29 protein-coding genes and 1 tRNA gene are annotated in these 25,921 nt (G+C 71.1%); 25 read left to right on the top strand and 5 right to left on the bottom strand.

What is annotated here, in order from left to right:
- Nucleotides 1–16: 16 nt before the first annotated feature.
- The 7 genes from ribD (at nt 17) to D9599_RS13250 (ending at nt 6,141) form a co-directional block, all read left to right on the top strand.
- A complete protein-coding gene (ribD, locus tag D9599_RS13280; RefSeq protein WP_375373049.1) occupies nt 17–1,126 on the top strand; it encodes a bifunctional diaminohydroxyphosphoribosylaminopyrimidine deaminase/5-amino-6-(5-phosphoribosylamino)uracil reductase RibD in 1,110 nt (369 codons plus the stop codon).
- A gap of 112 nt (nt 1,127–1,238) precedes the next feature.
- Nucleotides 1,239–1,862 carry a riboflavin synthase gene (locus tag D9599_RS13275; protein ID WP_198381707.1) on the top strand — a complete coding sequence of 208 codons (624 nt, stop codon included), beginning with the start codon at nt 1,239–1,241 and terminating at the stop codon, nt 1,860–1,862.
- Nucleotides 1,859–2,974 (top strand): 3,4-dihydroxy-2-butanone-4-phosphate synthase, encoded by a 1,116-nt coding sequence (gene ribB / locus D9599_RS13270; RefSeq protein WP_198381706.1) that lies wholly within the window; start codon nt 1,859–1,861, stop codon nt 2,972–2,974. Before D9599_RS13275 ends, ribB begins: the two co-directional genes overlap by 4 nt.
- The gene (gene ribH / locus D9599_RS13265; RefSeq protein WP_198381705.1) at nt 2,971–3,456 is read left to right on the top strand and encodes a 6,7-dimethyl-8-ribityllumazine synthase; all 486 of its coding nucleotides are present in this window, start codon (nt 2,971–2,973) and stop codon (nt 3,454–3,456) included. Before ribB ends, ribH begins: the two co-directional genes overlap by 4 nt.
- Nucleotides 3,453–3,977, top strand: coding sequence for a transcription antitermination factor NusB (gene nusB / locus D9599_RS13260; RefSeq protein WP_198381704.1), 525 nt, complete (start codon nt 3,453–3,455; stop codon nt 3,975–3,977). The genes ribH and nusB overlap by 4 nt, the downstream gene beginning before the upstream one ends.
- An 8-nt stretch (nt 3,978–3,985) precedes the next feature.
- A complete protein-coding gene (gene thiL, locus D9599_RS13255; protein ID WP_198381703.1) occupies nt 3,986–4,948 on the top strand; it encodes a thiamine-phosphate kinase in 963 nt (320 codons plus the stop codon).
- A complete protein-coding gene (locus D9599_RS13250; protein WP_198381702.1) occupies nt 4,948–6,141 on the top strand; it encodes an MFS transporter in 1,194 nt (397 codons plus the stop codon). Before thiL ends, D9599_RS13250 begins: the two co-directional genes overlap by 1 nt.
- Nucleotides 6,142–6,160: 19 nt before the next feature.
- On the opposite strand, the gene D9599_RS13245 is transcribed toward D9599_RS13250, so the two are convergent.
- Entirely contained in the window at nt 6,161–6,733 is a 573-nt protein-coding gene (locus D9599_RS13245) for an outer membrane protein assembly factor BamE (RefSeq protein ID WP_232480466.1), read from the bottom strand.
- Nucleotides 6,734–6,830: 97 nt separating this feature from the next.
- On the opposite strand from D9599_RS13245, the gene D9599_RS13240 reads away from it, so the two are divergent.
- The 17 genes from D9599_RS13240 to D9599_RS13160 all read left to right on the top strand — a co-directional run bounded on the left by D9599_RS13240 (nt 6,831) and on the right by D9599_RS13160 (nt 19,451).
- Nucleotides 6,831–7,367 (top strand): ubiquinol-cytochrome C chaperone family protein, encoded by a 537-nt coding sequence (locus D9599_RS13240; RefSeq protein WP_198381701.1) that lies wholly within the window; start codon nt 6,831–6,833, stop codon nt 7,365–7,367.
- Entirely contained in the window at nt 7,364–7,870 is a 507-nt protein-coding gene (locus D9599_RS13235) for a DUF177 domain-containing protein (RefSeq protein WP_198381700.1), read from the top strand. Before D9599_RS13240 ends, D9599_RS13235 begins: the two co-directional genes overlap by 4 nt.
- 127 nt (nt 7,871–7,997) lie before the next feature.
- Nucleotides 7,998–8,201, top strand: coding sequence for a 50S ribosomal protein L32 (gene rpmF, locus D9599_RS13230; protein ID WP_043831083.1), 204 nt, complete (start codon nt 7,998–8,000; stop codon nt 8,199–8,201).
- A 200-nt stretch (nt 8,202–8,401) separates the two neighbouring features.
- Nucleotides 8,402–9,436, top strand: coding sequence for a phosphate acyltransferase PlsX (gene plsX, locus D9599_RS13225; protein WP_232480478.1), 1,035 nt, complete (start codon nt 8,402–8,404; stop codon nt 9,434–9,436).
- Nucleotides 9,436–10,380: a beta-ketoacyl-ACP synthase III gene (locus D9599_RS13220; RefSeq protein WP_198381699.1), complete on the top strand. Its 945-nt coding sequence runs from the start codon at nt 9,436–9,438 to the stop codon at nt 10,378–10,380. The genes plsX and D9599_RS13220 overlap by 1 nt, the downstream gene beginning before the upstream one ends.
- Nucleotides 10,381–10,539: 159 nt before the next feature.
- On the top strand, nt 10,540–10,848 hold the full coding sequence (locus D9599_RS13215) for an integration host factor subunit alpha (protein ID WP_198381698.1): 309 nt from the start codon (nt 10,540–10,542) through the stop codon (nt 10,846–10,848).
- Nucleotides 10,849–10,925: 77 nt separating this feature from the next.
- Nucleotides 10,926–11,360, top strand: coding sequence for a MerR family transcriptional regulator (locus D9599_RS13210; RefSeq protein WP_198381791.1), 435 nt, complete (start codon nt 10,926–10,928; stop codon nt 11,358–11,360).
- 75 nt (nt 11,361–11,435) lie between these two features.
- Nucleotides 11,436–11,512, top strand: a tRNA-Pro gene (locus D9599_RS13205).
- Between the two features lie 170 nt (nt 11,513–11,682).
- On the top strand, nt 11,683–12,597 hold the full coding sequence (locus tag D9599_RS13200) for a transglycosylase SLT domain-containing protein (protein ID WP_198381697.1): 915 nt from the start codon (nt 11,683–11,685) through the stop codon (nt 12,595–12,597).
- A gap of 102 nt (nt 12,598–12,699) precedes the next feature.
- Nucleotides 12,700–13,482, top strand: coding sequence for an ABC transporter ATP-binding protein (locus tag D9599_RS13195; protein ID WP_309228619.1), 783 nt, complete (start codon nt 12,700–12,702; stop codon nt 13,480–13,482).
- Nucleotides 13,475–14,203 carry an ABC transporter ATP-binding protein gene (locus D9599_RS13190; protein WP_198381695.1) on the top strand — a complete coding sequence of 243 codons (729 nt, stop codon included), beginning with the start codon at nt 13,475–13,477 and terminating at the stop codon, nt 14,201–14,203. Before D9599_RS13195 ends, D9599_RS13190 begins: the two co-directional genes overlap by 8 nt.
- A gap of 33 nt (nt 14,204–14,236) precedes the next feature.
- Complete coding sequence (locus D9599_RS13185) at nt 14,237–15,475, top strand: ABC transporter substrate-binding protein (protein ID WP_198381694.1); 1,239 nt, start codon at nt 14,237–14,239, stop codon at nt 15,473–15,475.
- Nucleotides 15,476–15,553: 78 nt separating this feature from the next.
- Nucleotides 15,554–16,411: a branched-chain amino acid ABC transporter permease gene (locus D9599_RS13180; protein ID WP_043831417.1), complete on the top strand. Its 858-nt coding sequence runs from the start codon at nt 15,554–15,556 to the stop codon at nt 16,409–16,411.
- A gap of 3 nt (nt 16,412–16,414) precedes the next feature.
- The gene (locus D9599_RS13175) at nt 16,415–17,407 is read left to right on the top strand and encodes a branched-chain amino acid ABC transporter permease (RefSeq protein WP_198381693.1); all 993 of its coding nucleotides are present in this window, start codon (nt 16,415–16,417) and stop codon (nt 17,405–17,407) included.
- An 87-nt stretch (nt 17,408–17,494) separates the two neighbouring features.
- Complete coding sequence (locus tag D9599_RS13170; protein WP_156963523.1) at nt 17,495–17,641, top strand: hypothetical protein; 147 nt, start codon at nt 17,495–17,497, stop codon at nt 17,639–17,641.
- Nucleotides 17,638–18,399, top strand: a complete 762-nt coding sequence (locus D9599_RS13165; protein ID WP_043831070.1) for a hypothetical protein — start codon at nt 17,638–17,640, stop codon at nt 18,397–18,399. The genes D9599_RS13170 and D9599_RS13165 overlap by 4 nt, the downstream gene beginning before the upstream one ends.
- Nucleotides 18,396–19,451, top strand: coding sequence for a toxic anion resistance protein (locus tag D9599_RS13160; RefSeq protein ID WP_198381692.1), 1,056 nt, complete (start codon nt 18,396–18,398; stop codon nt 19,449–19,451). Before D9599_RS13165 ends, D9599_RS13160 begins: the two co-directional genes overlap by 4 nt.
- A 57-nt stretch (nt 19,452–19,508) precedes the next feature.
- Here the strand turns inward: D9599_RS13160 and D9599_RS13155 are convergent, their stop codons facing one another.
- The gene (locus D9599_RS13155) at nt 19,509–20,618 is read right to left on the bottom strand and encodes a TRAP transporter substrate-binding protein (protein WP_198381691.1); all 1,110 of its coding nucleotides are present in this window, start codon (nt 20,616–20,618) and stop codon (nt 19,509–19,511) included.
- 118 nt (nt 20,619–20,736) lie between these two features.
- On the opposite strand from D9599_RS13155, the gene D9599_RS13150 reads away from it, so the two are divergent.
- Nucleotides 20,737–21,798 carry an alcohol dehydrogenase gene (locus tag D9599_RS13150; protein ID WP_198381690.1) on the top strand — a complete coding sequence of 354 codons (1,062 nt, stop codon included), beginning with the start codon at nt 20,737–20,739 and terminating at the stop codon, nt 21,796–21,798.
- Nucleotides 21,799–21,901: 103 nt separating this feature from the next.
- Here the strand turns inward: D9599_RS13150 and rpmG are convergent, their stop codons facing one another.
- The 3 genes from rpmG to rnr all read right to left on the bottom strand — a co-directional run bounded on the left by rpmG (nt 21,902) and on the right by rnr (nt 25,920).
- Nucleotides 21,902–22,069 carry a 50S ribosomal protein L33 gene (gene rpmG, locus D9599_RS13145; protein WP_043831064.1) on the bottom strand — a complete coding sequence of 56 codons (168 nt, stop codon included), beginning with the start codon at nt 22,067–22,069 and terminating at the stop codon, nt 21,902–21,904.
- Between the two features lie 117 nt (nt 22,070–22,186).
- On the bottom strand, nt 22,187–23,584 hold the full coding sequence (locus tag D9599_RS13140; protein ID WP_198381689.1) for a S41 family peptidase: 1,398 nt from the start codon (nt 23,582–23,584) through the stop codon (nt 22,187–22,189).
- Nucleotides 23,585–23,664: 80 nt separating this feature from the next.
- Nucleotides 23,665–25,920, bottom strand: a complete 2,256-nt coding sequence (rnr, locus tag D9599_RS13135; RefSeq protein WP_198381688.1) for a ribonuclease R — start codon at nt 25,918–25,920, stop codon at nt 23,665–23,667.
- Nucleotide 25,921: the final 1 nt, after the last annotated feature.

Here is a 25,921-nt window from a genome sequence, read left to right as displayed (position 1 = left end):
CGCGCACATCCGGCTCGTGTCTGATGAGCAGCATATGCGGGCGGCCCTCGCGCTGGCGGCGAGAGGCCTGGGGAGCACCTGGCCCAATCCCTCCGTCGGCTGCGTCATCGTCCGGGATGGGCGGGTCGTGGGGCGTGGCCATACCCGGCCGGGCGGCCGCCCCCATGCCGAAACCGAGGCGATCCGCGCCGCCGCCGGGCACACGCGGGGAGCCACGGCCTATGTTACCCTCGAGCCCTGCTGCCACTGGGGCCGCACGCCACCCTGCACCGACGCGCTGATCGCCTCCGGCATCGCCCGCGTGGTGGTGGCGCTGCGCGATCCTGACCCGCGGGTGGACGGGGAGGGGCTGCAGCGGCTGCGGGACGCCGGCATCGAGGTCGCGGTCGGGCTACTGGAGGAAGAGGCCCGGCGCGTGAACGCGGGCTTCGTCAAGCGCCTCTCCCAGGGGCTGCCGATGGTGACGCTCAAGCTCGCCACCACGTTGGACGGCCGCATCGCGACCCGCACGGGCGAGAGTCAGTGGATCACCGGCCCCGAGGCGCGGCGACTTGCCCATGCCCTGCGCGGCGCGCACGACGCCGTCATGGCCGGCAGCGGCACCCTCCTCGCGGACGACCCTGAGCTGACCTGCCGCCTGCCGGGTTACGCCGCCCTTCCCACGGTGCGCGTGGTGGCCGATGCGCGCCTGCGCACCCCGCTCGCCGCCCGGCTGTTCAACAGCGAGGCCCCCGCCTGGATCGCGACCGCGCCCGGTGGCGACCGCGCCGCCATGGCCGCGCTAGAACAGCGGGGCGCCGAGCTGATCGACGTGCCCCCCGCGCCCGGCGGCGGGCTGGACCCGGCCGCCCTGCTGCGCGCCCTGGCGGCCAAGGGCATCACCCGGCTCATGGTGGAGGGCGGCGCGCGGCTCGGCGCCTCCCTGCTGCGGGCCGGGCTGGTGGACCGTCTGGCCTGGTTCACCGCGCCCGCGCTGATGGGCGGCGATGGCCGGTCGGGCCTGGAAGCCCTTGGGGTGGAACGCCTCGCACAGATGCCGCGCCTGTCCGTGACCGCCCGCCGACCCGCCGGCGACTGCTGGCTGGTTGAGGCCGATGTAATTCCAGCGAAGCTTGCGCCGGACTGACCCGCGCCCCTTGCCCCTTGTCATCGGGCGCCCCCCGCGCCATCCCCTGGTCCCGACCACAGCCTTCCCCGGCGGGCCCCAGGCCCCCTTCCGATAGAACGGAACCGCTCCCGTGTTCACCGGCATCGTCACCGCCATCGGCACGATCCGACGCCTGACCCCCATCGGGGCGGGCCAGGACATGCGCGTCGCCATCGCCACGCCGCCCGGCTGGCTGGAGGGCGTGGCTATCGGCGCCTCCATCTGCTGCTCCGGCTGCTGCCTGACGGTCGTGACCCTCGCCGAGGACCTTTTCGAGGTGGAGATCTCCGCCGAGAGCCTTTCCCGCACCACGCTCGGCGCCTGGGCGGAGGGGACGCGGATCAACCTCGAGCGTTCCCTACGCATGGGCGACGAGATGGGCGGGCACGTCGTCTCCGGCCATGTGGATGGCGTCGCCGAGATCCTCTCGGTCACGCCGGAGAACGGATCGCACCGCTGGCTCTTCCGCCTGCCACCCGGCCTCGCTCGCTTCGTGGCGGAGAAGGGCAGCATTACCGTGGATGGCGTGTCGCTGACCGTGAACGCGGCCGAGGGCGACACCTTCGGGGTGAACCTCATCCCCCACACCACAGAGGTCACGGCGCTGGGCGCGCTGCGTCCGGGCGGGCGGGTGAACATCGAGATCGACATGCTGGCGCGCTACGTCGCCCGGCTCAGGCAGTTTGATGCTCAGATCGGGGGCGCGGCCGCATGACCGTCCGGACCACCACCACCTTCGCCGACTTCATCTCCCCGACCGATGAGCTGCTGGAGGAGGCACGGCGCGGCCGCATGTTCGTCCTGGTGGACGACGAGGACCGGGAGAACGAGGGCGACCTGGTGATCCCCGCGCAGTTCGCGACGCCGGACGCGATCAATTTCATGGCCCGTTTCGCCCGTGGCCTGATCTGCCTGGCCATGACCCGCAACCGGGTGGAGCAGCTCGGCCTGCCGCTGATGGCGCAGAGCAACGGCACGCGGCACCAGACGAACTTCACCGTCTCCATCGAGGCGCGGGACGGCGTCACCACGGGCATCTCGGCGGCCGACCGGGCGCGCACGGTGGCGGTGGCGATCAACCCCGAACTGAACCGCGAGCACATCGTCACCCCCGGCCACGTCTTTCCGCTCGTCGCGCGGGAGGGGGGCGTGCTGGTCCGCGCCGGCCATACCGAAGCCGCGGTGGATTTCGCGCGCCTGGCCGGCCTGAACCCCGCGGGCGTGATCTGCGAGATCATGAACGACGACGGCACGATGGCCCGGATGCCGGACCTCGTCGCCTTCGCCCAGCACCACGGGCTCAAGCTCGGCACCATCGCCGACCTGATCGCCCATCGCCGTCGGACCGAGCGCCTGATCCGGCGCGTGGAGGAGGGCACGCTGGAGGATGCGCCGGGCGGGCCCTGGCGGATCGTGATCTATGCCAACAACCTCGAGTACGGGGAGCACGTCGCCCTGGTGAAGGGTGACATCTCCCGCCCTGGCCCGGTGCCGGTGCGCATGCACGCCGTGAACCTTCTCTCCGACATCACCGGCCGGCACGGCCCCAAGGACCTGCACCACGCGATGGACGAGATCGCGCGCGAGGGCAGGGGCGTCGTCGTCCTCATCCGGGACGTGAAGCCCACCGCGCTTTCGGAGCGCGTGCGCGCGGGGCGGGAGAAGGTCTCACCGGAGCTGCGCGACTACGGCATCGGCGCGCAGATCCTCGCCGACCTCGGGGTACGCGAAATGATCCTTCTCTCTAACCACCCCCGTCCCATTGTCGGCCTCGAGGGCTACGGCATCACCCTGCACGACACCCGCCCGATCGGAGACGCCCCTTGAGCACCATCGACGCCCCGCTCCGCGCCCCTCCCGAGTTGGCGGGGCCGCCGCCGCGCGTGCTCGTGATCCAGGCGCCCTACTACGCTGATGTCGTCGGCGGCATGGTGGACGGCGCGATGGCGGTCCTCGCGGGTATCGGCGCCGAGGCCGAGGTGGTGGACGTGGCCGGCGCCTTCGAGCTGCCGGCGGCACTCTCCATGGCGATCCAGGCGGGCGGGCATGACGGCTATCTCGTCTTCGGCTGCGTGGTGAAGGGCGAGACCGACCACTACGACCACATCTGCCGGGAGGCCTGCCGGGGCGTGATGGACATCTCGGTCGCTACCCGGGCGCCCATCGGCTTCGGTCTGCTCACGGTGCACAGCATCCAGCAGGCCATCGCCCGCTCCTCGCCGGATCGGCACAACAAGGGGGTGGAGGCAGCGAATGCCGTGATCGGCCAGATCGCCCTCGCCCGAAAGTTCACGGAGGTGGCCGAATGACCCAGGCCCCGAAGACCACCGCCCCGCGCCGCCCGCGCCCCAACCCGGGCCGGCCGCGGACCGGCGCCCGCGTGGCCGCCGTGCAGGCCCTCTTCCAGTCCGAGGCCGGAGGGGAAAGCGCGGAAACGGTCATTGACCAGTTCGTGCGCCACCGCATCGGCACTCTCGGTTCTGAGGATGGCTTCGAGGACGGGCGCGTGCCGCAGGCGGACGTGCCGCTGTTCAGCCGCATCGTCCGCGGCGCGGCCAAGGATTCCGAGACGATCGACGCCGCGATCTCCGCCCATCTCTCGGGCAACTGGACGTTGGAGCGGCTGGACCCGGTGCTGCGCGCCCTTCTCCGGGCGGCCGCCTCCGAGCTCTGGGGCGGCGCCAACGACACGCCGGCCAAGGTCGTGATCAACGAGTATATGGACATCGCCCACGGCTTCTTCGACGCCGAGGAGCCGCGCTTCGCCAATGGCGTGCTCGACGCGCTCGCCCGCCAGATGCGTGGGAACGAGTTCCAGCCCCGCGCCTGACGCCTCCCGTGGCCCTTCCTCCCGAGTTCGCGCTCATCGCGCGGCACTTCCGGCCGCTCGCGGGGGAGGGGGCGCTGGACCTGTCGGACGACGCCGCCCTCCTCTCGCCTCCGCCGGGCCAGCAGCTCGTGCTCGCGGCCGACGCCATGGTGGAGGGCGTGCACTACCTGCCCGAAGACCCGCCGGAGACTATCGGTCGGAAGCTGCTGCGGGTGAACCTCTCCGATCTCGCGGCCATGGGGGCGGAGCCGCTCGCCTATCTCATGACCACGGCCCTGCCGCGCGGCACCTCCGCCGAATGGCTGGAGGGGTTTGCCGCCGGGTTGGCGCAGGACCAGCGAGATTTCGGCCTTCAGGTGCTCGGCGGGGATACCGTTTCCATTCCTGGGCCTGCCTGCCTGTCGCTGACGATCATCGGCACCGTGCCGCCCGAGAGGGCGCTGCGCCGGGCCGGGGCGCGGCCAGGGGATGACCTCTGGGTTTCCGGCACGATCGGCGACGGCGCGCTCGGCCTCGCGGTGCTCCAGCGGCGGCTCCCGGCCGATCCGCACCTCGCCCGCCGCTACCGGCTGCCGGAACCGCGCCTCGCCTTGGGTATCGCCCTGCGCGGGTTGGCACGGGCGGCGATGGACGTGTCGGACGGGCTGGCGCAGGACCTCGGGCATCTCTGCCGGGCCGGCCAGGTCGGGGCCGTGCTGGAGTTGGCGGCCCTGCCGCTCTCGCCCTCGGCCGCGGCGGCGGTGGAGAGGGATCCCTCCTGGCTCCCCCGCCTGGCCACCGGGGGTGACGACTACGAGCTGCTTTTCGCTGCCGCCCCCGAGGATGCGGCGCGTGTCCACGAGGCGTCCCGCGTCGCCGGCACGGCCGTTACGCGGATCGGACGCTTCACGGAAGGAGCGGCGGAGGTCACGCTGCTTGGCCGCGACGGAGGGACCCTTACCCCCGCGCAGGGGGGATGGAGCCACTTCTGATGTCAGCGACGACCATGGACCTTCCGGCCCAGACGGCGATGCGGCGCAACGTCCGGCTCCTTTTCCTCTGCCAGGCGCTGATGAACTCCGCTGTCGTCGGCCAGGCCACCATGGGCGCGCTGATCGGCTACAGCCTGGCGGAGAACAAGGCGCTCGCGACCCTGCCCATGGCCCTCCAGATGCTGGCGACCATGACAGCCTCCATCCCCGCCGGCATGGTCTTCGCCCGGCTCGGGCGGCGGCCCGGCTTCATCCTGGGGGCGGCGGGCAGCCTTCTCGGCAGTCTCGTCTTCGCTTTCGGGGTCTGGCAGGGGAGCTTCCCACTCTACTGCCTCGGCGCCATCCCGGCGGGGATGGGCTTCGGCATCGCCCAGCACTACCGCTTCGCGGCGGCCGAGGTGGCCTCACCGGACTACCGGCCGCGCGCGATCTCCCTCGTCATGGCCGGCGGCGTGATCGCGGCGGCCCTCGGGCCGGAGCTGGTTAAGCACACGCGGGACCTCTTCGCGCCCGCGCTCTTCCTCGGCACCTACCTCATCCTCGCGCTCATGCCGCTCGCCTGCATGGCGCTGCTGACGCAGATCGCCCTGCCGCCTGCACCGCCGCGGGCGACGGTCGCCACGCCAGTGATGGAGATCGTCGCCCGGCCCGCCTTCCTGACGGCGGCGCTGACCGGCGCCGTGGCCTACGGCACGATGAACCTGCTGATGACCTCGACGCCGCTCGAGATGATGCTCTGCGGCTTCGGCATCTCGGCGAGCGCCACCGTGATCCAGGCGCACGCTATCTCGATGTACGCGCCGGGCTTCGTGACGGGGCGGCTGATCGCGCGCTTCGGCACGCGCCCGGTGATCGTGGCGGGGGTGGTGCTCAACGCGATCTGCGTGTGCCTGGCGCTGCTGGGGAAGGATTTCCTGCACTTCACCCTCGCGCTCGCGGCGCTCGGGGTGGGCTGGAACTTCATGTTCACGGGGGCCACGACCCTGCTGGCCGAGGCGCACACCCCTGCCGAACGCGTCCGGGCGCAGACGGCCAACGACTTCATCGTCTTCGGCACCGTGGCCTGCACCGCCTTCGGCTCCGGCCTGCTTCACGCCGCCAGCGGGTGGAACCTGCTGAACATCCTCGTCCTGCCGGCGCTCGGCCTCGCGCTACTCCGGATCATGCGGCGGCCGGTGCGCTTCGCGGCCTGAGGCGGGTTTCCCCGCCCCGTCAGCGGGGCGGGGCGCCGGAGCCGGCGTTGGCGCCGGGGACCGTTTCCTGCGTCGTGGTCGGTCCGAACCGGCCAATATTGCCGAAGAGCGCCTGGAGCAGGGAGCGGTCGTTGCCAGGCACCGGCGTGGTGCGTTCCACCGCCGACACGTTGCGCATCTGGTCCTCGCCCTTCTGGACGATGCCCTCGACGATGCCCTGGTCGTTGAAGCGCACGACCACCACGCGCTGGTTCTCGATCGCCGGCACCCGCGCCGGGCGCGTGTGGCTCATCGCGCTGATGTAGTACCACTCGCGGTCGTCGAAGGTGGAGGTGGCGCTGGGCGAGCCGAGCACGGCCGTCACGTCCGCCTTGCTGGAGACGCCGGGGGTGAGCTGCTGCAGAAGCTCGGCGTCCGCGCGGTTGCCGCGAAGCTGCTCCGGCGCGGAGAAGACGCCGCAGCCGGCGAGCGGCGCGGCGGCGAGCGCGGCGGAGAGGGCGAGCGCCGCGCGCCAGCCAGCCGACCCGGATCGCTGCGGCGACATCGCGCGGAATGGGCAGGGCGGATTGACGGGGCGGGGAGGGAGGGCCATCTCGCCGGTTCGATTGCCACCGCCCTGCCGCCCGGTCAACAGAGCGGCTTTGCCGGCGCGCCCGAGAGGGCCGACGGATGGAACCGCGAGAAACCCCATGGCCCTGTTCGGCCTCTTCCGGCGCCGCCCGCACGAGCGGGCCGGCTTTACCCTCTACACGGCGGCCGTCGAAGCCGCGCGCGACCCGGCCCTCTTCGGGGAGGACGCTGTGCCCGACACGCTGGAAGGGCGCTTCGACCTCGTCGCGCTTCATGCCGCTCTCCTGGTGCGCCGTCTGCACCGCGACCCCGACCCGCGCGGCCCTGCGCTTGCCCAGGCGGTGTTCGACGCGATGTTCGCGGACATGGACCTCAACCTCCGGGAGATGGGGGTGGGCGATATGTCCATTGGCAAGCGCGTGCGGCGCATGTGGGAGGCCTTCCACGGCCGGGCCCTAGCTTATGAGAGCGCGCTGGCCGCCAGCGATCTTCCCGCGCTGGAAGCGGCGCTGAGCCGGAACGTTTGGCCTGACGGTGCGCCCGAGGGGGCGGCCGGGCGGCTGGCGGCGCATGCCGCGGCATTGGACGGCGCCCTGGCCGCGCAGCCCTTCGAGGGATTTGTGCAGGGGCGCGTGGAGTGGGGAGTGCCGGCATGACCCGCGAGATGTTCCGTCCCCTCCGCCCCGCCGCGGTCGGTCCCGAGGGTCGGCACGAGCGGCTTGAGGCGACGCCGGAGGAGCGCGCGGTGTTGGTCGGGCGGCTCGGGCTGCTCGGGCTGGATTCGCTGACCGCCGAGATCGACCTCCAACCCGCGCCGGGCGGCGCGATCCGTGCCCGGGGCACGCTGCGCGCGGCGGTGGTGCAGGAATGTGTCGTCACGCTGGAGCCCGTGCCGCAGACGGTGGAGGCGCCGATCGATTGGCGCCTGCTGCCGCCGGGCGAGGAGCCCTCCGACGAGCTGGATGACGGGCCGGACGAGATTGAGGCTGAGGCCGACGGCTCCTTCGACCTCGGCGAGGCCCTGGTTCAGGACCTCTCCCTCTCGCTCGATCCCTATCCGAGGGCGCCGGGCGCAGAGCTGCCATCCGAGGCCGCGGATCGAAAGCCCTCGCCCTTCGACGCGCTTCGTGCTTTACGCGGCATTCCGAAGCCTGGCTGACCGCCGGGCCGACTTGCTTGGGCTTTCCTTGGACTTGCTCCCGGGGGGGCCGGGTGGTATGGCGCGCGCCTCCCGAGAATCCCGTCCCTTCGCGCGACGTGTAGCATCATAGAAAGGCCCGGCACCGATGGCCGTTCCGAAGAGAAAAGTGTCGCCCTCCCGCCGCGGCATGCGTCGCAGCCATGAGGCCCTCCCGCGGGAGGCGCATGCCGACTGCCCGAACTGCGGTGAGCTGCGCCGTCCGCACAACGTCTGTGTCTCCTGCGGCTTCTACGACGGCCGCGAGGTCGTTGCGGCCGGCAAGGCCCTGAAGGGCGCCGTCCGCGCCTGATCCGGCGCGCGCAGCGGCCTTTGCCCTCCTCTCTGCGATCGTAAGGAGCGCCGGAAGTGGCTGCATCCGGGGCCCCCGCGGCCGGCGCACCCGTTTCGGGCGCCCGCATTCGGGGCACGTCCGGCCCCGGGGCGGTCGCGTCCGGCGCCTCCTCCTCGAGCGGTCTCCAGGCGGAGCGCTACTCGCTCGCCATTGATGCCATGGGGGGCGACCACGCGCCCGATGTCGTGCTCGACGGGATCGAGCGGGCGGCGGACCGGCACCGCGCCGTCCGCTTCCTGCTGGTGGGCGATGAGGCGCGGCTGCGGGCGGGGCTTTCCACCCGTCCGAAGGCCGCGGCCATCTGCACCGTCCGGCACGCGCCCGACGTGATTTCCGGCGACATGAAACCCACCGCGGCGCTGCGCCTGCGGCGGGCCTCCATGCGCGTGGCGATCGACGCCGTGGCGGCAGGGGAGGCGGAGGGTGTTATCTCCGCCGGCAACACCGGCGCGCTGATGGCGCTGGCCAAGATCGTGCTCCGCACCATGCCCGAGATCGACCGGCCGGCGCTGGCGGCCATCGGCCCCTCGGCGCGCGGTGATGTGGTGCTGCTCGATCTCGGGGCGAACATCACCTACGAGGTGCGCAACCTCGTGGAGTTCGCGGTGATGGGCGATGCCTTCGCCCGCGCCGTGCTCGGCCTGACCGCGCCCACGATCGGCCTGCTGAACGTGGGTTCGGAGGAGCTGAAGGGCGACGAGCGCATCCGCCAGGCGGCGGAGATCCTGCGCGAGAGCCATATCGGCGCCGGCTTCCACGGCTTCGTGGAGGGGCACGACATCACCGCGGGCACGGTGGACGTGGTGGTGACGGACGGCTTCACGGGCAACGTGGCGCTCAAGACGGGGGAGGGGGCGCTGAAGCTGGTCGGCACGCTGCTGCGCCAGGTCTTCAACTCCTCGATTCCCGCGCGGCTCGGCTACCTGCTGGCGCGGCCGGCGCTGGACCGGCTGCGCGAATGGATGGACCCGCGGCGCTACAACGGCGCCGTGCTGATCGGACTGAACGGCGTGGTGGTGAAAAGCCATGGCGGCACCGACGCGCTCGGTTTCGCTCATGCCCTGGACGTGGCGATGGACATGGTGACGCACGGCTTCAACGAGCGCATCCGCACCGGCGTCGCGCTGCTCGGGCAGCGCGCGGCGGGCGGCGGGGAAGGGCTGGACCAGGCCCCGCAGGCCGTGGCGCGCTGATGACCCGTTCCGTGATCGTTGGCACCGGCGGCTACCTGCCGGCGCGCAGCCTGACAAACGACGAGCTGGCCGCGGCCTTCAACCTCGACACCTCCGACGCCTGGATCACCGAGCGCACGGGCATTCGGCGCCGCCATCTTGCCGCGCCCGGCGAATCGACGGCCGACATGGGGGCCGCCGCCTGCCGCGAGGCACTCGCCCAGGCCGGTGCCGATGCCTCCGAGGTGGATGCGGTTATCCTGGCGACGGCCACCCCCGATTCGGCCTTTCCCTCCACCGCGGCGCGGGTGCAGGAGAAGCTTGGCATCCACCAGGGCTTCGCTTTCGACATCTCGGCGGCCTGCACGGGCTTCATCTACGCCGTGGGCGTGGCCGATTCGATGCTGCGCACCGGCGCCTGCCGCAGCGCCCTCGTCGTGGGGGCGGAGGCCTTCACGCGAATCCTCGACTGGACCGACCGCGGCACCTGCGTGCTCTTCGGAGATGGCGCGGGGGCGGTGCTGATGCGGGCTTCGGAGGAGGCTGGCGATCAAGGCGTCCTCTCCACCCACCTGCACTCGGACGGGCGGCACGGCGACATCCTGCAGGTTGAGGGCGGGCTGGTTCGCATGGCCGGACGGGAGGTTTTCCGCCACGCTGTCTCAAAGCTCGCCTCCGCCGTGGACGAAGCCCTGGCTGCGAACAACCTCGATAAGTCCGATGTGCAGTGGCTCGTGCCGCACCAGGCGAATCTGCGAATTATCGACGCGATGGGCCGCAAGCTCGGCCTTCCCTCGGAACGGGTCGTGGTGACGGTCGACCGCCACGCGAACACCTCCGCCGCGTCGATTCCCCTCGCACTGGCCGAGGCTACCCGTGACGGACGCGTCCGAAAGGGCGACCTGGTGCTGATGGAAGCGATCGGCGGCGGGCTTACCTGGGGCGCGGCGCTGGCGCGCTTCTGAGACCATCGCCAGCCCTTGGCGGCCCCGCGACTCACCACGGCATTTCGGCAACACTGCGTGCGAGAGTCCACACTTTTGTTCCGCCTCGATTGACGGGGCCCCGCCCCAGCGGTCCAATCCCTCAGCCCGGCAAGACGGGGCGAGAGGGGGTATGGACACGTGAACACCATCACCCGCGCGCAGTTGGCCGAGGCAATCTACATGCAGGTCGGACTCTCAAGAAATGAGAGTGCGGCGCTCCTGGAAGATGTGCTCAACCGGCTGTCCGCGACACTGGAGGCGGGCGAACCCGTGAAGCTTTCGGCATTCGGCACCTTTTCCGTGCGACAGAAGGCCCAGCGGATCGGGCGGAACCCGAAGACGGGCGTGGAGGTGCCGATCACCCCGCGCCGAGTCCTGTCCTTCCGCGCCAGCCAGGTGCTGAAGGCTCGCATCAACGGCGAAACCCCGCCGCGGGGCGAGGATTGAGCAGAGGTGCGATGAGCGGCATGAGCGTGCTTGGCGGCATTACCCCCGCCGCTCCGCGGGGTGTCAGCGAGGGCGGCATGGGCGACGGGTCCGGCGCGGAGTCACCGACGCGCGCACGCAAATCGCCGACCGCCTTCCGCACCATCAGCGAGGTGGCGGAGGACCTGCACATCCCGCAGCACGTCCTGCGCTTCTGGGAGACGAAGTTCCCGCAGCTGAAGCCGCTGAAGCGCGGCGGGGGGCGCCGCTACTACCGGCCGGAGGATATCAGCCTTCTCCGCCGCATCGGCGATCTGCTCTACACCCAGGGCTACACGATCAAGGGCGTCCAGCGCCTGCTGCGCGAAGGCGGGCTGGAGGGCGTGGAGGCCGCGGCCGGCGCTGAGGACCTCTCCGCGGAGGCCGGCTATGCCGCCGAGGGCCTGGAGGTGCCGGAGGGTGGCGAGCTGCGCGCCTGCCTTGACGAGCTGGAGGCCATCGCGCGCGACCTCCGGGCACTGGGCGGCCGTTGAGCGTGCGGTGCGCCGCCAGGAAACGGCCCAGGCGGGGTTGAGGGCCGGGCGGGCGGGTGCTAGACCCCGCCGCATCGGAGCGTGGCGCAGCCTGGTAGCGCACTTGTCTGGGGGACAAGGGGTCGTGGGTTCAAATCCCGCCGCTCCGACCACTATCTCACCGTCGCATCCCCAGCGGCGCTGCCGGCAAGGCCCAATTTCGCTACGAAGTCGAATCCTTCGGGCTTTCGCTGCCTTCCGCGGGCACGCCCCACCCTAACTTGATTGGTCTCCCGACGACGCCGACTGTTACCAGGGCCGGCCTTGGCCGAAGGGACGACCGTTGCCTCATCGACTTCGCTTCCCCCTTAACCTTCGCGCGGCGCGTGCCGAGGGCAGGCCCGCCATCCGCGCCGTCTCCGCGATCGCCACCGTCCTGCTGCTGCTCCCCGCCCTCGCCAGGGCGGACCGGCCGGCCGGTCCGCCGCCCTCGAACGGCGATCTCTGCCTGCCCGCCATCGCCGCCGCGGAGCGCGCCAACAACCTTCCGCAGCACCTCCTGCGCAGCATCGCCTATGTGGAGAGCGGGCGGGTGGACCCGGCGACAGGGCGGGCGGTACCCTGGCCCTGGGCGATCAATGTCGGCGGCACCGGCTATTTCTACGAGAGCAAGGAGCAGGCGATCGCCGCCGTGCAGACCTTCCAGGCGCGCGGCATCCGCTCCATCGATGTTGGCTGCGCGCAGATCAACCTCATGCACCACGCGGCGGCCTTCGCCTCGCTCGACAGCGCCTTCGACCCGCAGACGAATACGGCCTATGCCGCACGCTTCCTGACGGACCTGCGCCGCGCGACCGGCAGTTGGCCTATGGCGGCTGCCGGCTACCATTCTCGCACCGCGGACATCGGCGTCGCCTATGCGCGCAAGGTGATGGAGATCTGGCCAGGCTCCGCGCGCTACGGCTCCCTGCCCAGCCCGGCCTTGCAGACGACCGCGCTCGGCACCTCGCTGCGGAGCGGGATCGGCGCCGCCAACACGACGCCGGGCCTCAACATGGACTACAGCGTCTATACGCCCGAATTCGCCGCCGCCGTGCGCCGCATGGACCAGGACCGCGCAGGTTCGCAGGGTGCGGGTCAGGGGAACAGGCAGGGCCGGGCGACCGCACAGCGCCGCGGCTCCAGGCAGGCGCCGATGGCGGCGCAGGCGCTTCCCGGCCGGACGGCGCGCCAGGAGGTTGGCGAAGCGCCGGGCTGACCCGGCCGCCAGGGCCGTTCCGCTAAGCGCTTGCGCCGAATCGTCGGCGCAGTCATGCTTTCCTACGCCGCAACAGACGGCGAATTGGGAGGGGAAGGCCGGGTGCAGGACTACATCCTGGAGACGGAAGGGCTGACCAAGGAGTTCCGCGGTTTCGTCGCGGTCTCCGATGTTTCCCTGCGCATCCGGCGCGGCACCATCCACGGGCTGATCGGCCCGAACGGGGCCGGCAAGACGACCTGCTTCAATCTCCTGACGAAGTTCCTCCAGCCTAGCCGCGGCACCATCCGCTACGATGGGCGGGAGATCACGCGGATGAAGCCGGCGGAGGTCGCGCGGCTCGGCCTCGTGCGCTCCTTCCAGATCTCGGCGGTCTTCCCGCACCTCACCGTGCTGGAGAACGTGCGGGTGGCGCTGCAGCGCCAGCGCGGCGGCTCCTTCGACTTTTGGCGGAGCGACGCCGTGCTGCGCCGCTATGACGACCGCGCGCGCGAGCTGCTGGCCGATGTCGGCCTGACCACCTATGCCGAAGCGGCCGCGGGCACGCTGCCCTATGGCCGCAAGCGGGCGCTGGAGATCGCGACGACCCTCGCGCTCGACCCCACGCTGATGCTGCTGGACGAGCCGACGGCCGGCATGACGCATGAGGACGTGGACAGGATCGTGGCGCTGGTGCGCCGCGTCGCCCAGGGGCGGACGGTGCTGATGGTGGAGCACAACCTAAAGGTGGTGGAGGGCCTCTGCGACGCCATCACCGTGCTGACGCGCGGGCGCGTGCTGGCGGAGGGGCCCTACGCGCAGGTCTCGCGCAACCCCGAGGTGATCGCCGCCTATCTCGGCACCGATCCCGGCATCTCCGGCGCCGCGGAGGCCGCCCATGCCTGACGCGCTGCCGCCCACCAAGACCGACGCGCTGCTGGCGATCCGCGACCTGCAGGCCTGGTACGGCGAGAGCCACGTGCTGCACGGCGTCTCCATCGACATCCGGCCCGGAGAGGTCGTGACGCTGCTGGGGCGCAACGGCGCGGGCAAGACGAGTACGCTGCGGGCCATCATGGGCCTCACCGGCCGCCGCACGGGCTCGGTCATGTTCGAGGGGCGCGAGACCATCCGGATGAGCCCGGACGCGATCGGGCGCGCCGGCATCGGCTACTGCCCGGAGGAGCGGGGGATCTTCGCGAGCCTCAACGTCACTGAGAACCTCATGCTGCCGCCCAAGGTGCGGGACGGCGGGCTGGACGTGCCGACCATCCACCAGCTCTTCCCAAACCTGAAGGAGAGGGCGAACAGCCCTGGCACGAAGCTCTCGGGCGGCGAGCAGCAGATGTTGGCCATCGCCCGCATCCTTCGCACCGGCGCGCCGCTGCTGCTGCTGGATGAGCCCACGGAGGGCCTGGCCCCCGTCATCGTGCAGCAGATCGGCGCCATGATCCGCGAGATCAAGCAGCGCGGCTTCACCGTGCTGCTCGTCGAGCAGAACTTCCGCTTCGCCCAGACCGTCGCCGACCGTCACTACGTGATGGAGCACGGGCGTGTGGTGGACGCGGTGGCCAACCACGAGATGGCAAGCAGCCTGGACCGGCTGCACGCCTATCTCGGAGTCTAAAGACCAAGAATCCAAACCGGGAGACAGAAGAGAATGACCCTCGACCGCCGCGCCATCCTGGGTGGCGCCGCAGCCCTGCCCATCCTCGGCGCGATGCCCTTCCGCAGCGCCCGCGCCCAGGCGAACAACACGGTCAAGATCGGCGTGCTGACGGATATGTCCGGCACCTACCGCGACGGCTGCGGCCCGGGTTCCGTCACCTGCGTGCGGCAGGCGGTGCAGGACAGCGGCGTGACCGGCCGCGGCATCAATGTCGAGGTGCTGCAGGGCGACCACCAGAACAAGCCCGACCTCGCCTCCACCATCGCCCGGCAGTGGATCGACCGGGACGGCGTGAACGTCATCATCGACGTCGCCACCTCCTCCTGCGCGCTCGCCGTCCACGGCGTGGTGAAGGAGAAGAACAGCATCATGCTGAACTCCACCGGCGCGACGGCGGACCTGACGGGCTCGGCCTGCAACCCGAACACCATCCATTGGACCTACGACACCTGGATGCTGGCGAACTCCACCGGCGGCGCGATGGTGAAGGCTGGCGGGGATACCTGGTTCTTCATCACCGCGGACTACGCCTTCGGCCACGCGCTGGAGCGCGACACGACGGGACTGATCAACAAGCAGGGCGGGCGCGTGCTCGGCTCCGTGAAGCACCCCTTCCCGGGCACCACCGACTTCTCATCCTTCCTCCTCCAGGCGCAGCAGTCGCGCGCGAAGGTGGTGGGGCTGGCGAATGCGGGCGTGGACACGATCAACTGCGTGAAGCAGGCGGCGGAGTTCGGGCTGACGCGGCGCCAGAAGCTGGCCGTGCTGCTGATGATCGCGAGCGACGTGCACAGCCTCGGGCTGCAGACCGCCCAGGGCCTCTCGCTCTCCGAGACCTACTACTGGGACCTCAACGACCGCACCCGGCGCCTGGCCAACAAGGTGAAGGGCGACATGGGCGGGGCCATGCCGACCATGTGGCAGGCCGGCTGCTACAGCGCCGCGCTGCACTACCTGAAGGCCGTGGCCGACATGGGCGTGGAGAAGGCCAAGGCCAGCGGCGCCGAGACGGTGGTGCGGATGAAGGCCATGCCGACCGAGGACGACGCCTTCGGTGCCGGCTCCATCCGCCAGGACGGGCGCAAGCTACACCCCTCCTACCTCTTCGAGGTGAAGACCCCGGCCGAGAGCAAGGGGCCCTGGGACTACTACAAGCTCGTCCGCACCGTCCCAGTTGAGGAGGCCTTCCGCCCGATGGCCGAGGGCGGCTGCTCCCTCGTCCGTACATGACCACCGCGCGGGGGGCTTCGGCCCCCCGCCAGCAACGGGTGACCCGCCTTGCTCGAAGACTTCCTTTCCCAGCTTGAGATGGCCGCCCCCCAGATCGTGCTCGGGCTGGTGAACGGCGCCTTCTATGCGCTGCTCTCGCTGGGCCTGGCCGTGATCTTCGGCATGCTGAACGTCATCAACTTCGCCCATGGGGCGCAGTTCATGATGGGCGCCTTCGTGGCCTGGATGCTGCTCAACTGGGCGGGCATCCCCTACTGGGGGGCGCTGATCCTCTCTCCGCTGATCGTCGGCGTCTTCGGCGTGGTGCTGGAGCGTCTGATGATCTCGCGGCTCTACAAGATGGACCACCTCTACGGGCTGCTGCTGACCTTCGGGCTGGCCCTGATCATCGAGGGCGTGTTCCGCAACAGCTTCGGTTCCTCCGGCCTGCCCTATGCGCCGCCGGCGGCGCTGACCGGGGCGCCGGTGGACCTCGGCTTCATGATGCTGCCGAAGTACCGCCTCTGGGTCGTGGTGGCGGCCTTCTTCGTCTGCATTGCCACCTGGCTGGTGATCGAGAAGACGCGGCTGGGCGCCTACCTGCGGGCGGCGACGGAGAACGCGCCGCTGGTGCAGGCCTTCGGCGTGAACGTGCCGCGGATGGTGACGCTGACCTATGCCGCGGGGGTGGCCCTGGCGGCACTGGCCGGCGTGCTGGCGGCGCCGATCTACTCGGTGAACCCTGCCATGGGATCGAACTTCATCATCACAGTCTTCGCGGTGGTGGTGATCGGCGGGATGGGCTCCATCCTCGGCTCGGTCATCACGGGCTTCGCCCTTGGGCTGGTCGAGGGGCTGACGCGGGTGATCTACCCCGAGGCCTCGGCCACCGTGATCTTCGTCATCATGGCGATCGTGCTGCTGGCACGTCCCGCCGGCCTTTTCGGAAGGGCCTGAGCCATGGCTTCCGCCACAACTGCCCCTCTCGACGTCCTGCCGCCCACCGCGCCGCGATCGGGGCTCTTCGGCTTCACCCGGGCGCAGGGCATCGCGCTGGTGGTGATGCTGGCGGCGATTGTGGTGCTGCCCTTCTTCGTCTACCCGCAGTTCCTGATGAAGCTGCTCTGCTTCGCGCTGTTTGCCTGCGCCTTCAACCTGCTGATCGGCTATGTCGGGCTGCTCTCCTTCGGGCACGCGGCCTATTTCGGGATGGGCAGCTACGCCTCGGCCTACGCCTCGCAGACTTGGGGGCTCTCGCCGGAACTCTGCGTGCTGATCGGCGGCGGGGTGGGCGCCGGGCTGGGGCTGGTGTTCGGCTGGATCGCCATCCGCCGCGCCGGGATCTATTTCGCCATGATCACGCTGGCGCTCGCGCAGATGGTCTACTTCTTCTGCGTGCAGGTGCCCTTCACCCGCGGCGAGGATGGAATTCAGGGCATCCCCCGCCACGCCCTGCTGGGGATGGTCGATCTCGGGCCGGACATGCGGATGTACTGGTTCGTGGCCGCCGTCTTCCTCGTCGGCTTCCTGCTGATCCACCGTGTCATCCATTCCCCCTTCGGCCAGGTGCTGACGGCTATCCGGGAGAACGAGCCGCGGGCCGTCTCGCTCGGCTACCGGGTCGATGACTACAAACTCCTTGCCTTCGTGCTCTCGGCCGGGCTTGCGGGGGTCGCGGGCGGCACGAAGGCGCTGACGGTGCACATCGCCACCCTTATCGACGTGAACTGGCCGATGTCGGGCGAGGTGGTGCTGATGACCCTCCTTGGCGGCCTGGGCACCCTCTTCGGGCCCGTCGTCGGCGCGGGCGTGGTCATGGCGATGGAGACCTACCTCGCCCCCTTCGGCGCCTGGGTGACCATCAGCCAGGGCATCATCTTCGTCGCCTGCGTCCTCGCCTTCCGGGCGGGGATCGTGGGGGAGCTGGCGAAGTGGCTGCGGGTGAAGCTCTAGCGGGGCACCATGGGCCGCAGGCGGCGGGAACGGCGCGCGCGGGAGGCGCTTGAAGCAGGGGCATCGCGGGACGATCTTCGGCCCGACATGATCCCATCCCCACGCCCTGCTGGCCCCCTCGCCACCCTTCCGGCGCCGATGCGGCGCCTGGCCGGCTTCGCGCTCCTCGCGGCCGGCGTCGGCTTTACGGGGCTGCTCTCCTTCATCCACGTGCTGGTGGAGCTTTTCGATTGAGCCTGCCCCCTTTCGAGAGGCCCGCCGGCCCCTATCGGGGGCATGACCGGCTGCCCGGGTGGTGGACGGGGCTGCGCGGCGTTCCGATCGCCCTCTTCGCCATCCCCTTCGTGCCCGCCTTCTTCCTCGCGCTGATCGGCGGGGAAGGGCGGCTTATCGGCGGCTGCATCGCGGGGCTGGCCGGTGTCGGGCTCGCGATGTCCCGCCTCGCCCGGGCGCGGCGGGGCGATGCCCGCCGGGCGGGCGTGATCCTGGCCGTGGGAATCGGGCTCGCCGCGCGCTTTGCTGGCGATACGGCGCCGATCGGCGCGGTGGCGCTCGCGCTGATGGCCTGGGCCGGGGCGCGCCTGCTGTTCGACGGAGTGACCGAGGTCGCGCCGCCACCGCCGCCGAGGCCCGCCCCGCCGCCGGACGCGCTGGACCCCATGCGGGCGCGGTTGGCCAAGCTGCGCGCAAGCGATCCGCGGCTGCTTCCGCCGGCGCAGGAGCTGGGCGGGCTGTTGGAGGAGCTGGCCCAGCGTCCCGACGCGGCCGGGCAGGCACGGCGCGTGCTGGTGGTGGGCCTCGACGGGCTGGAGCGGATCGGGGAGCGGCTGGAGCAGGGCGCGACACCGCCGGAGACGCTTCCGAAGCTGCTGGACGACCTCACGCGGGCGGCGCGGCAATCCGCCGCCGACCTGCGCGGTGCCGAGACGGAGGCGCTGGCGATCCAGGTGAAGGTGTTGCAGGACCGTCTGCACCAGGAGGGCATCTCGTGAGCGACAACTCGGTGGAGCCCGCCGCGCCCGGCGTCCAGGAACTTGCGGCGCGGATCAACCTCAACGACCCCGGCAGCATCACCCGCTTCGGGCAGGAGGCGCAGGGGCGCGCGGCCGCGGCGGCGGACGCCATGCTGGGTGCCGCGCGTAGCGACGCGGTCGGTGAAGCCGGCGATTCGCTCTCCCGCCTGCTCGGCACGCTGCGCGGCTTCGACGTGACGAAGCTGGACACCAAGCCGGGCCTGCTCGCGCGGCTGATCGGCCGGGCCGGCAGTGAGACGACGGCCATCCTGCAGCGCTACGAGAGCGTGCGCGGGCAGGTGGAGGCGATCGGCGACAAGCTCGACACTCATCGCACGCGGCTGATGGAGGATGTGGAGCGGCTTGAGCGCCTCTATGAGGCGACGCTGACATGGTTCCATGCCCTGGCTGACCATGTGGCGGCCGGCGAGGCGGTGCTGGCGCGTACGGACCAGGAGGCGATCCCCGCCGCGGAGAAGGCCGCGATGGATCCCGCCGATCCCATCGCGCCCCAGCGGCTGCGCGACCTGCGCGCGGCACGGGAAGATCTCGATCGCCGCGTGCACGACCTCCGGCTGACGCGGCAAGTGGCGATGCAGGCGCTGCCCTCGATCCGGCTGATACAGGAGAACGACAAGGCGCTCGCCGGGCGGATCCACTCGGTGCTGGCCAATACGGTGCCGCTGTGGCGCACGCAGCTTGCCCAGGCACTGGCGCTGCAGCGGATGCGGGAGGCAGGGGCGGCAGTGAAGGCTGCGACCGACCTGACGAACGAGTTGCTGACCGCCAATGCCGAGGGGCTCCGCCGGGCCAATGTGGAGGTGCGGACGGAGATCGAGCGCGGCGTCGTGGACCTGGACGCGGTGCAGAAGGCGAATGTGGCGCTCGTCTCAACCATCGAGGATTCGCTTCGTATCGCGCAGGAGGGGCGCGAGCGGCGGGTCGCCGCGACGAAGGCGCTGGGCGAGGCGGAGGCGGAGATCCGGCGCGCGCTGACCGCCGCGCGCGCGACGCCACCGAAGCGGGGCTGAGCGCCGCCTCGGCAGAATGAACGGGCTGGGGGAGGGATGCCTTCCCCGGCCTTTCGCTTACCGGCGCGCGGAAGCCTGCGCGACGTAGTTGTCGAAGCTCAACTCCGAGACCCGATGCCAGATCCGCATGTCGTCGCGGTGCTTCGACCAGCTCTCGTGGATCTTCGCGAAGTCGGGGTTCTTCGCCACCAGGTCCTTCTCGATGTCGAGCCAGGTGCGGAGGCAGCCGTCCATCATATCGCGCGAGAAGGGCGTGAGCTTCGCGCCCTGGGCGACGAGGCGGCGGAGGCTGTCCGGGTTGCGGATGTCGTAGCGCGCGACCATCCAGTGCGTCGCCTCGGCGCAGCCGGCGCGGATGGCGGCCTGGTAGGACTTGGGCAGGGCGTTCCACTGGTCGAGGTTGACGTAGAAGTAGGTGGAGGCGCCGCCCTCCCACCAGGCGGGATAGTGGTAGAAGGGCGCGACGCGGACGAAGCCGAGCTTCTCGTCGTCATAGGGGCCGAGCCATTCCGCAGCGTCGATCGTCCCGCGCTCGAGCGAGGGGTAGAGGTCGCCAGCGCCGAGCTGCTGGGGCACGCCGCCGAGCTTCGAGAGCACCTGGCCCGCGAGGCCGCCGATGCGCATTTTCAGGCCGTTGAGGTCGGTCGCCGGGCCGAGGGCCTTGCGGAACCAGCCGCCCATCTGCGCGCCGGTGGCGCCGAGCGGCATGCCGAGGACGTTGAACTTGCGGTGGACCTCGTTCATCAGGTCGATGCCGCCGCCCTCGTACATCCAGGCATTCTGCTGGCGCGTGTTGAGGCCGAAGGGCAAGCCGGTTGCGAAGGCGAAGGCCTCGTTCTTGCCGGTGTAGAGGAAGCTCGTGGTGTGGCAGCACTCGATGCTGCCGGACTGCACGGCGTCGAGCGCCTGGAGCGGCGGAGTGATCTCCCCGGCGGAGAAGACGCGGATCTGGAAGCGGTCGTCCGTCAATTCGGAGACCACGCGCGCGAAGACCTCGCCCGCGCCGTAGATGCAGTCGAGCGAGCGTGGGTAGGACGAGGTCAGGCGCCAGCGGAGGGTCGGCTGCGCCGATTGCGTGACAGCGGGCTGGGCGAGGGCGGGTGCGGTGGCTGTCGCGGCCAGCGTGGCGGCGGTGCCGGCGCGGCCGAGAAGGGCGCGGCGATCCATGGCGGTTTCCTCCGTGTTGCTGCACGGACTACTGCGATCCGTCCCCTCTTTCCAGGGGCCTGCTTGACCGCGCGGCGGAGGCGGTGTGCCATCGGCGCCGAACGAACGGGAGGATGCGATGCGCGCCTGGGCGGTTGTTGAGACGGGCGAGCCCTTGCAGGCGATGGACTGGCCGACGCCGGAGCCGAAGGGCTCGGAAGTCCTGATCGAGGTGACGCATTGCGGCGTCTGCCATTCGGACCTCCACATTTGGGAGGGTGGCTACGACCTCGGCAGCCGCGGGCGGCTCTCGCTGAAGGATCGTGGTGTCGTGCTGCCGCTGGCCATGGGGCATGAGATTGCGGGGCGCGTGGCGGCGATAGGGCCGGAGGCGACAGGCGTGTCATTGGGGGAGGCGAAGGTCGTCTTCCCCTGGATCGGCTGCGGAAAGTGCGAGCGCTGCGCGGCGGGCGAGGACAACATGTGCCCGAACCAGGCGCGCACCCTCGGCATCTACCGCAACGGCGGCTACGCGACGCATGTGCTGGTGCCCGACGCGAAGTACCTCGTGCCGGTGGACGACGTGGACCCGGCGGTGGCGGCGACCTATGCCTGCTCGGGAATCACCGTCTATTCCGCCATCCGCAAGCTCGGCAGCCTGCCGCCCGAGCGGCCGGTGGTGCTGGTGGGCGCGGGCGGGCTTGGCCTCAATGCCATCCAGATGCTGAAGGCCATCGGGCATCGGCGGATCGTCTCGGTCGATGTCTCCGCCGAGAAGCTGGCGGCGGCGCGGGAGGCGGGCGCGACGGAGACGGTGCTCGCGGAGGGCGACGTCACCGCCGCGATCGTGGCGGCCTGCGGCGGGCCCGCGCTGGCGGTGATCGACCTCGTGAACGGCAGCGCGACAGCGCGCTTCGCCTTCGACGCGCTCGGCAAGGGCGGCGTGCTCGTGCAGGTGGGGCTGTTCGGCGGCGAAATGACCCTTCCCCTGCCGATCATGGCGATCCGCGCGCTGACTGTGCAGGGATCCTATGTCGGCTCGCCCGCGGACCTGCGGGATGTCATGGCGCTCGCCAGGGCGGGCAAGCTGGCGCCCCTGCCGGTCTCGACCGCACCGATGGAGCAGGCCGGAGCCGTGCTGGAACGCCTGCGGGACGGTAAGGTGACCGGCCGGGTTGTGTTGCGGGCGGAGGCGGCCTGAGAGGCACCGCCCACGGCAAAACGCCCGCGGAACCAACGGTTCCCGGGCGCCTGCCGATCAATCCTGCCAGGCTTCGCGCCCAGTAATGACTAACGATGGATGATTACTTGATCTTGGCCTCACGGAAGACGACGTGCTTGCGGGCGACGGGGTCGTACTTCTTCTTCTCCATCTTGCCGGTGGCATTCCGCGTGTTCTTCTTCGTCACGTAGAAGTAGCCGGTCTCGGCGGAGCTGACGAGGCGGATCTGGATGGTGTTGGACTTGGCCATGTTCGGGCTCGGGACTCGATTCCAGGTGGGCGGGTGCCGGCCAGGGCCGGGTCGCGAAGGGGCCGGAACCTAGCGCCCGGAGCGGCCACGTCAAGCTTTCTGTGGGTGTTCCACCGTTCAGCCGCCCAGGGCGGCCTCATAGAGTTCGGGACGTTCCAGCACGGCGCGGGCGGTGGCGAGGTCGGCGTCGCGGCCCTCCGCGGGTGGGCAGGCGTTGCGCAGGGCTGCGATCTCGCTCGCTGGCACGGGAGTGCGGGCGGCGCGGGCGCGGGCGAGCGGGATGGCCATGGGGTTCTCGACGGTGCCGAGGGTGGCGAGACCTCGCGCCGTCTCCTCCGCGCCGAGGCTGGTGCAAAGGGTGGGTAGCACCCCCAGCATCTGCAGCGGCCAGCCGCGCGGCGCGAGAATGCGCGACCAGGAGAGCGCCAGCTCCCCTCCTCCGGGCAGGGGCACGAGGATCTGGATGAGGCCCTTTCCAAGGGTCGTGCTGCCGATGACGAGGCCGCGGCCGAGATCGCCGATGGCGGCCGCGACCACCTCGGCGGCGGAGGCGGTGCGGCCGTCCACGAGCACGATCACGCGGCGGCCGGCGGCCAGGTCTGGTTCACCCGCGATGAGGCGGCGGCGGGAATCGGGGTGTCGGCCCTCGGTGGTAGCGATGACCATGCCGGGCGGCAGGAAGGAATCCGTCACTTGGACAGCCTGTTGCAGCAGGCCGCCGCGGTTGCCGCGGAGGTCCAGCACGACGCCGAGCGGGGCGGCAGCGGCCGGGGCGCGGGCGATGGCGTTGTTCAGCTGCGAAGGGGTAGCGGCCGCGAAGAAGGGAACCCGCAGCCAGAGGATACCGTCGCGCACCTCGGAGGAGACGGAAACCGAGGGGGCGGGGTTGCGGGTCATCACGAGCGTGAGGTGCTGCCGGCCCCGCTGGACCTTGAGGACAATGCTGCTGCCGGCAGGGCCCTCCAGCACGTCCAGCGCCTCCGGCAGGTTGGCGCCGGAGAGGGCGATGCCGTCCGCCTCCAGTATGCGGTCGCCCGGGCGCAGGCCGGCGCGCGCGGCGGCGGTGTCCGGGACGACCTGCGTGACCGCCACGCTACGCCGCGCCCCAGGGGAGAGGACGATGCCGAGATCGGTGATGCCGAGCCGCCGCTCCCGGCCCTGGCGGGTTTCGTCGGGTGTCGTGTAGCGGCTGTAGGGGTCGAGGTGGTTGAAGATTTCCTCGAAGACCGCTTGCAGGACCGCCTGCCGCCCGGCGCGGCGGAGGGCAGGGGACTGCCGTTCCGCCTCGTTCAGCAGGGCCGCGACGGCATCCGCTACGGAGGCGGGCGTGGTGCCGGCGAGCCGGTCGGCAGCCAAGGTTTCCGAGAAGCCGAGGACGAGCGCGGGACCGCGGCGGGCGGAGGACAGCGTGGCGTCGATCGCCTCCACCCCGCGCAGCGCCCAGAGGCCGAGGAGCGGCGGGTCGGTGGCCTCGAGGTGGCGCTCGGCGATGGCGGCGAAGGCGGCGCGCAGCACCGGGGCGTAGTCCTGCGCGAGGGCCGGTGCGGGGCGGAACAGGCCCCAGGCAAAGAGCGCAGCGAGGAGGAGCTGACGGGTCAGCGCGCCCGTGGGGCGGCGCCGCGGCCCTGCTTCCCCTTGCGGGCGGTAATCTTCTGGCGGCCGCGCGGCGGTGTGCCGCCCGCCTTGCGCGGCGCTGCCTGAGGCGTGCCCTGGAGAAGCTGGAAGGTGAGGCTCCCAGTGCGGGGCACGGCCTCGGACAGCCGCACCTCGACCTCCTGGCCCAGGGTGAAGGTCAGACCCGTGCGGCGGCCGATCAGGCGCATCGCCGCTTCCTCGTGGAACCATTGGTCGTCCGGCAGGGCCGCCATCGGGACGATTCCGCTGGCGCCGTTCTCCTCCAGTGTCACGAAGAGGCCGAAGCGTGTCACCCCCGAAACGCGTGCCGGGAAGTCCGCGCCGACACGATCGGCCATGTAGGCCGCGAGGTAGCGGTCCACGGCGTCGCGTTCGGCCAGCGCCGCGCGGCGCTCGGTCTTGGTGATGTGCTCGCCGGTTTCAGCCATGGTGCCGATCTCGGCGTCAGTCAGGCCGTCCTCGCCGAGATGCAGGCCGCGGATGAGGGCGCGGTGGACCAGCAGGTCGGCGTAGCGGCGGATTGGGCTGGTGAAGTGCGCGTAGCGCGGCAGGGCAAGGCCGAAATGGCCGATATTCTCCGGGTTGTACTCGGCCTGGGACTGGCCGCGGAGGATCGTCTCGCTCACCAGGCGCGATTCGGGCCGCTCCTGCATCGTCTCCAAGATATGGGCGAAATCGCGCGGCTTCACCGCGTTCGAGGCCGGCAGCGAGATGCCTAGGCCGGAGAGGAAGGAGCGCAGCGTCTCCATCTTCTCGTCCGAGGGCCGGTCGTGGATGCGGTACATGGGCGGGAGGTGGAGGCGCTCAAGCTCCTCCGCCGCGCAAACATTGGCGGCAATCATGAACTCCTCGATCAGCCGGTGGCTGTCGAGGCGGGCGCGCGGGGCGATGGAGAGGACCTTGCCGCTCGCATCGAGAACGACTCGGCGCTCAGGTAGGTCGAGGTCGAGCGTGCCGCGGCGCAGCCGGGCGGCGAGCAGGGCCTCAAAGGCGCCGTAGAGGCGGGCGATGTGGCCCTCCGCTAAGCCGGCATCCTCGCCGGCGTCGCGGGCGGCCTGGACCTTTTCGTAGGTGAGGCGCGCGGCGGAGCGCATGAGGGCGCGGCCGAAGCGGTGCGACGTCTTCGTGCCGCCGGAGTCGAAGAGCATCTCGACGTAGAGGCAGCCGCGGTCCTCATCGGGCTTGAGGCTGCACCAGCCGTTGGAGAGGGCCTCGGGCAGCATCGGCACGACGTGGTCCGGAAAGTAGACGGAGTTGCCGCGGTGCTTCGCTTCCCGGTCAAGGGGGGCGTTCGGGCGGACGTAGTGGGCGACGTCGGCGATGGCGACGAGGATGCGCCAGCCGCCCTCGCGGGGCTCCGCGAAGACGGCGTCGTCGAAGTCGCGGGCGTCCTCGCCATCGATGGTGACGAGGGGGATGTCGCGGAGGTCGTCTCGCTTTCCGAGCGGGGTTGCCTCGGCGCGGGCGGCGGCCTGGATGACCTCGTCCAGGAACTCGTCGGGGATGCCGTGGGCGGCGATGCAGAGGCGGGAGACGCCGCGCGGGTCGTCCATGGAGCCCAGGCGCTCGACGATGCGGGCGGGGCGGGGGCCCATCAGGCGCTCGCGCCCGGCGCCGGGGATGGGCTCGGCCTGCACCAGCTCGCCCTCCTGCGCGCCGTTCGCCTCGCCGGCGGGGATGATCCAATTCGCGCGGGAGCGGCGGTCCACGGGCTCGACCATGCCGTTCGTGTAGATGCCCAGCACGCGCGAGGGCGTGCCGGTGCCGATGCGCTTGAAGGTGCGGCCCTCGTACTTGTTGCCGCCGATCCGGGTAATGCGGGCCAGAACCCGGTCCCCCGGGGCCAGGGCGGGCTGGCCGCTGCGCTCGGGGCGCATGTAGACGACCGGCTTCTCCGCGCCCTCCCAGTTGATGGGGCGGGCGATGGGGTCGCCGTCGGGGTCGGTTCCGATGACCTCCAGCGCGGCCATGTCGGGCAGGGTGGCGCTGTGGCGGATCGTGCGGCGGCCGACGGGGGCGATGCGGCCCTCGTCCTTCAGGCTTGCCATCAGCTCGCGCAGCGCCGGCCGCTGGTCGCTGGTGAGGCCGAAATGCCGGCTGATCTCGGTCTTGCCCACGCGGCCGGGCGCGGCGCGGAGATAGGCGAGAAGCGCTTCACGGTTTGGGAGGGGGTTCGGGGCGCTCTCCGGCTCCGGTTTCTCGGGGGGCGCCGCCATG

The sequence above is a fragment of the Roseomonas sp. KE2513 genome, from assembly GCF_016107305.1.
Classification (GTDB): domain Bacteria; phylum Pseudomonadota; class Alphaproteobacteria; order Acetobacterales; family Acetobacteraceae; genus Roseomonas.
The sequence above is the reverse complement of the archived record's forward strand: the minus strand, read 5'-3'. Positions and strand labels throughout refer to the sequence as shown.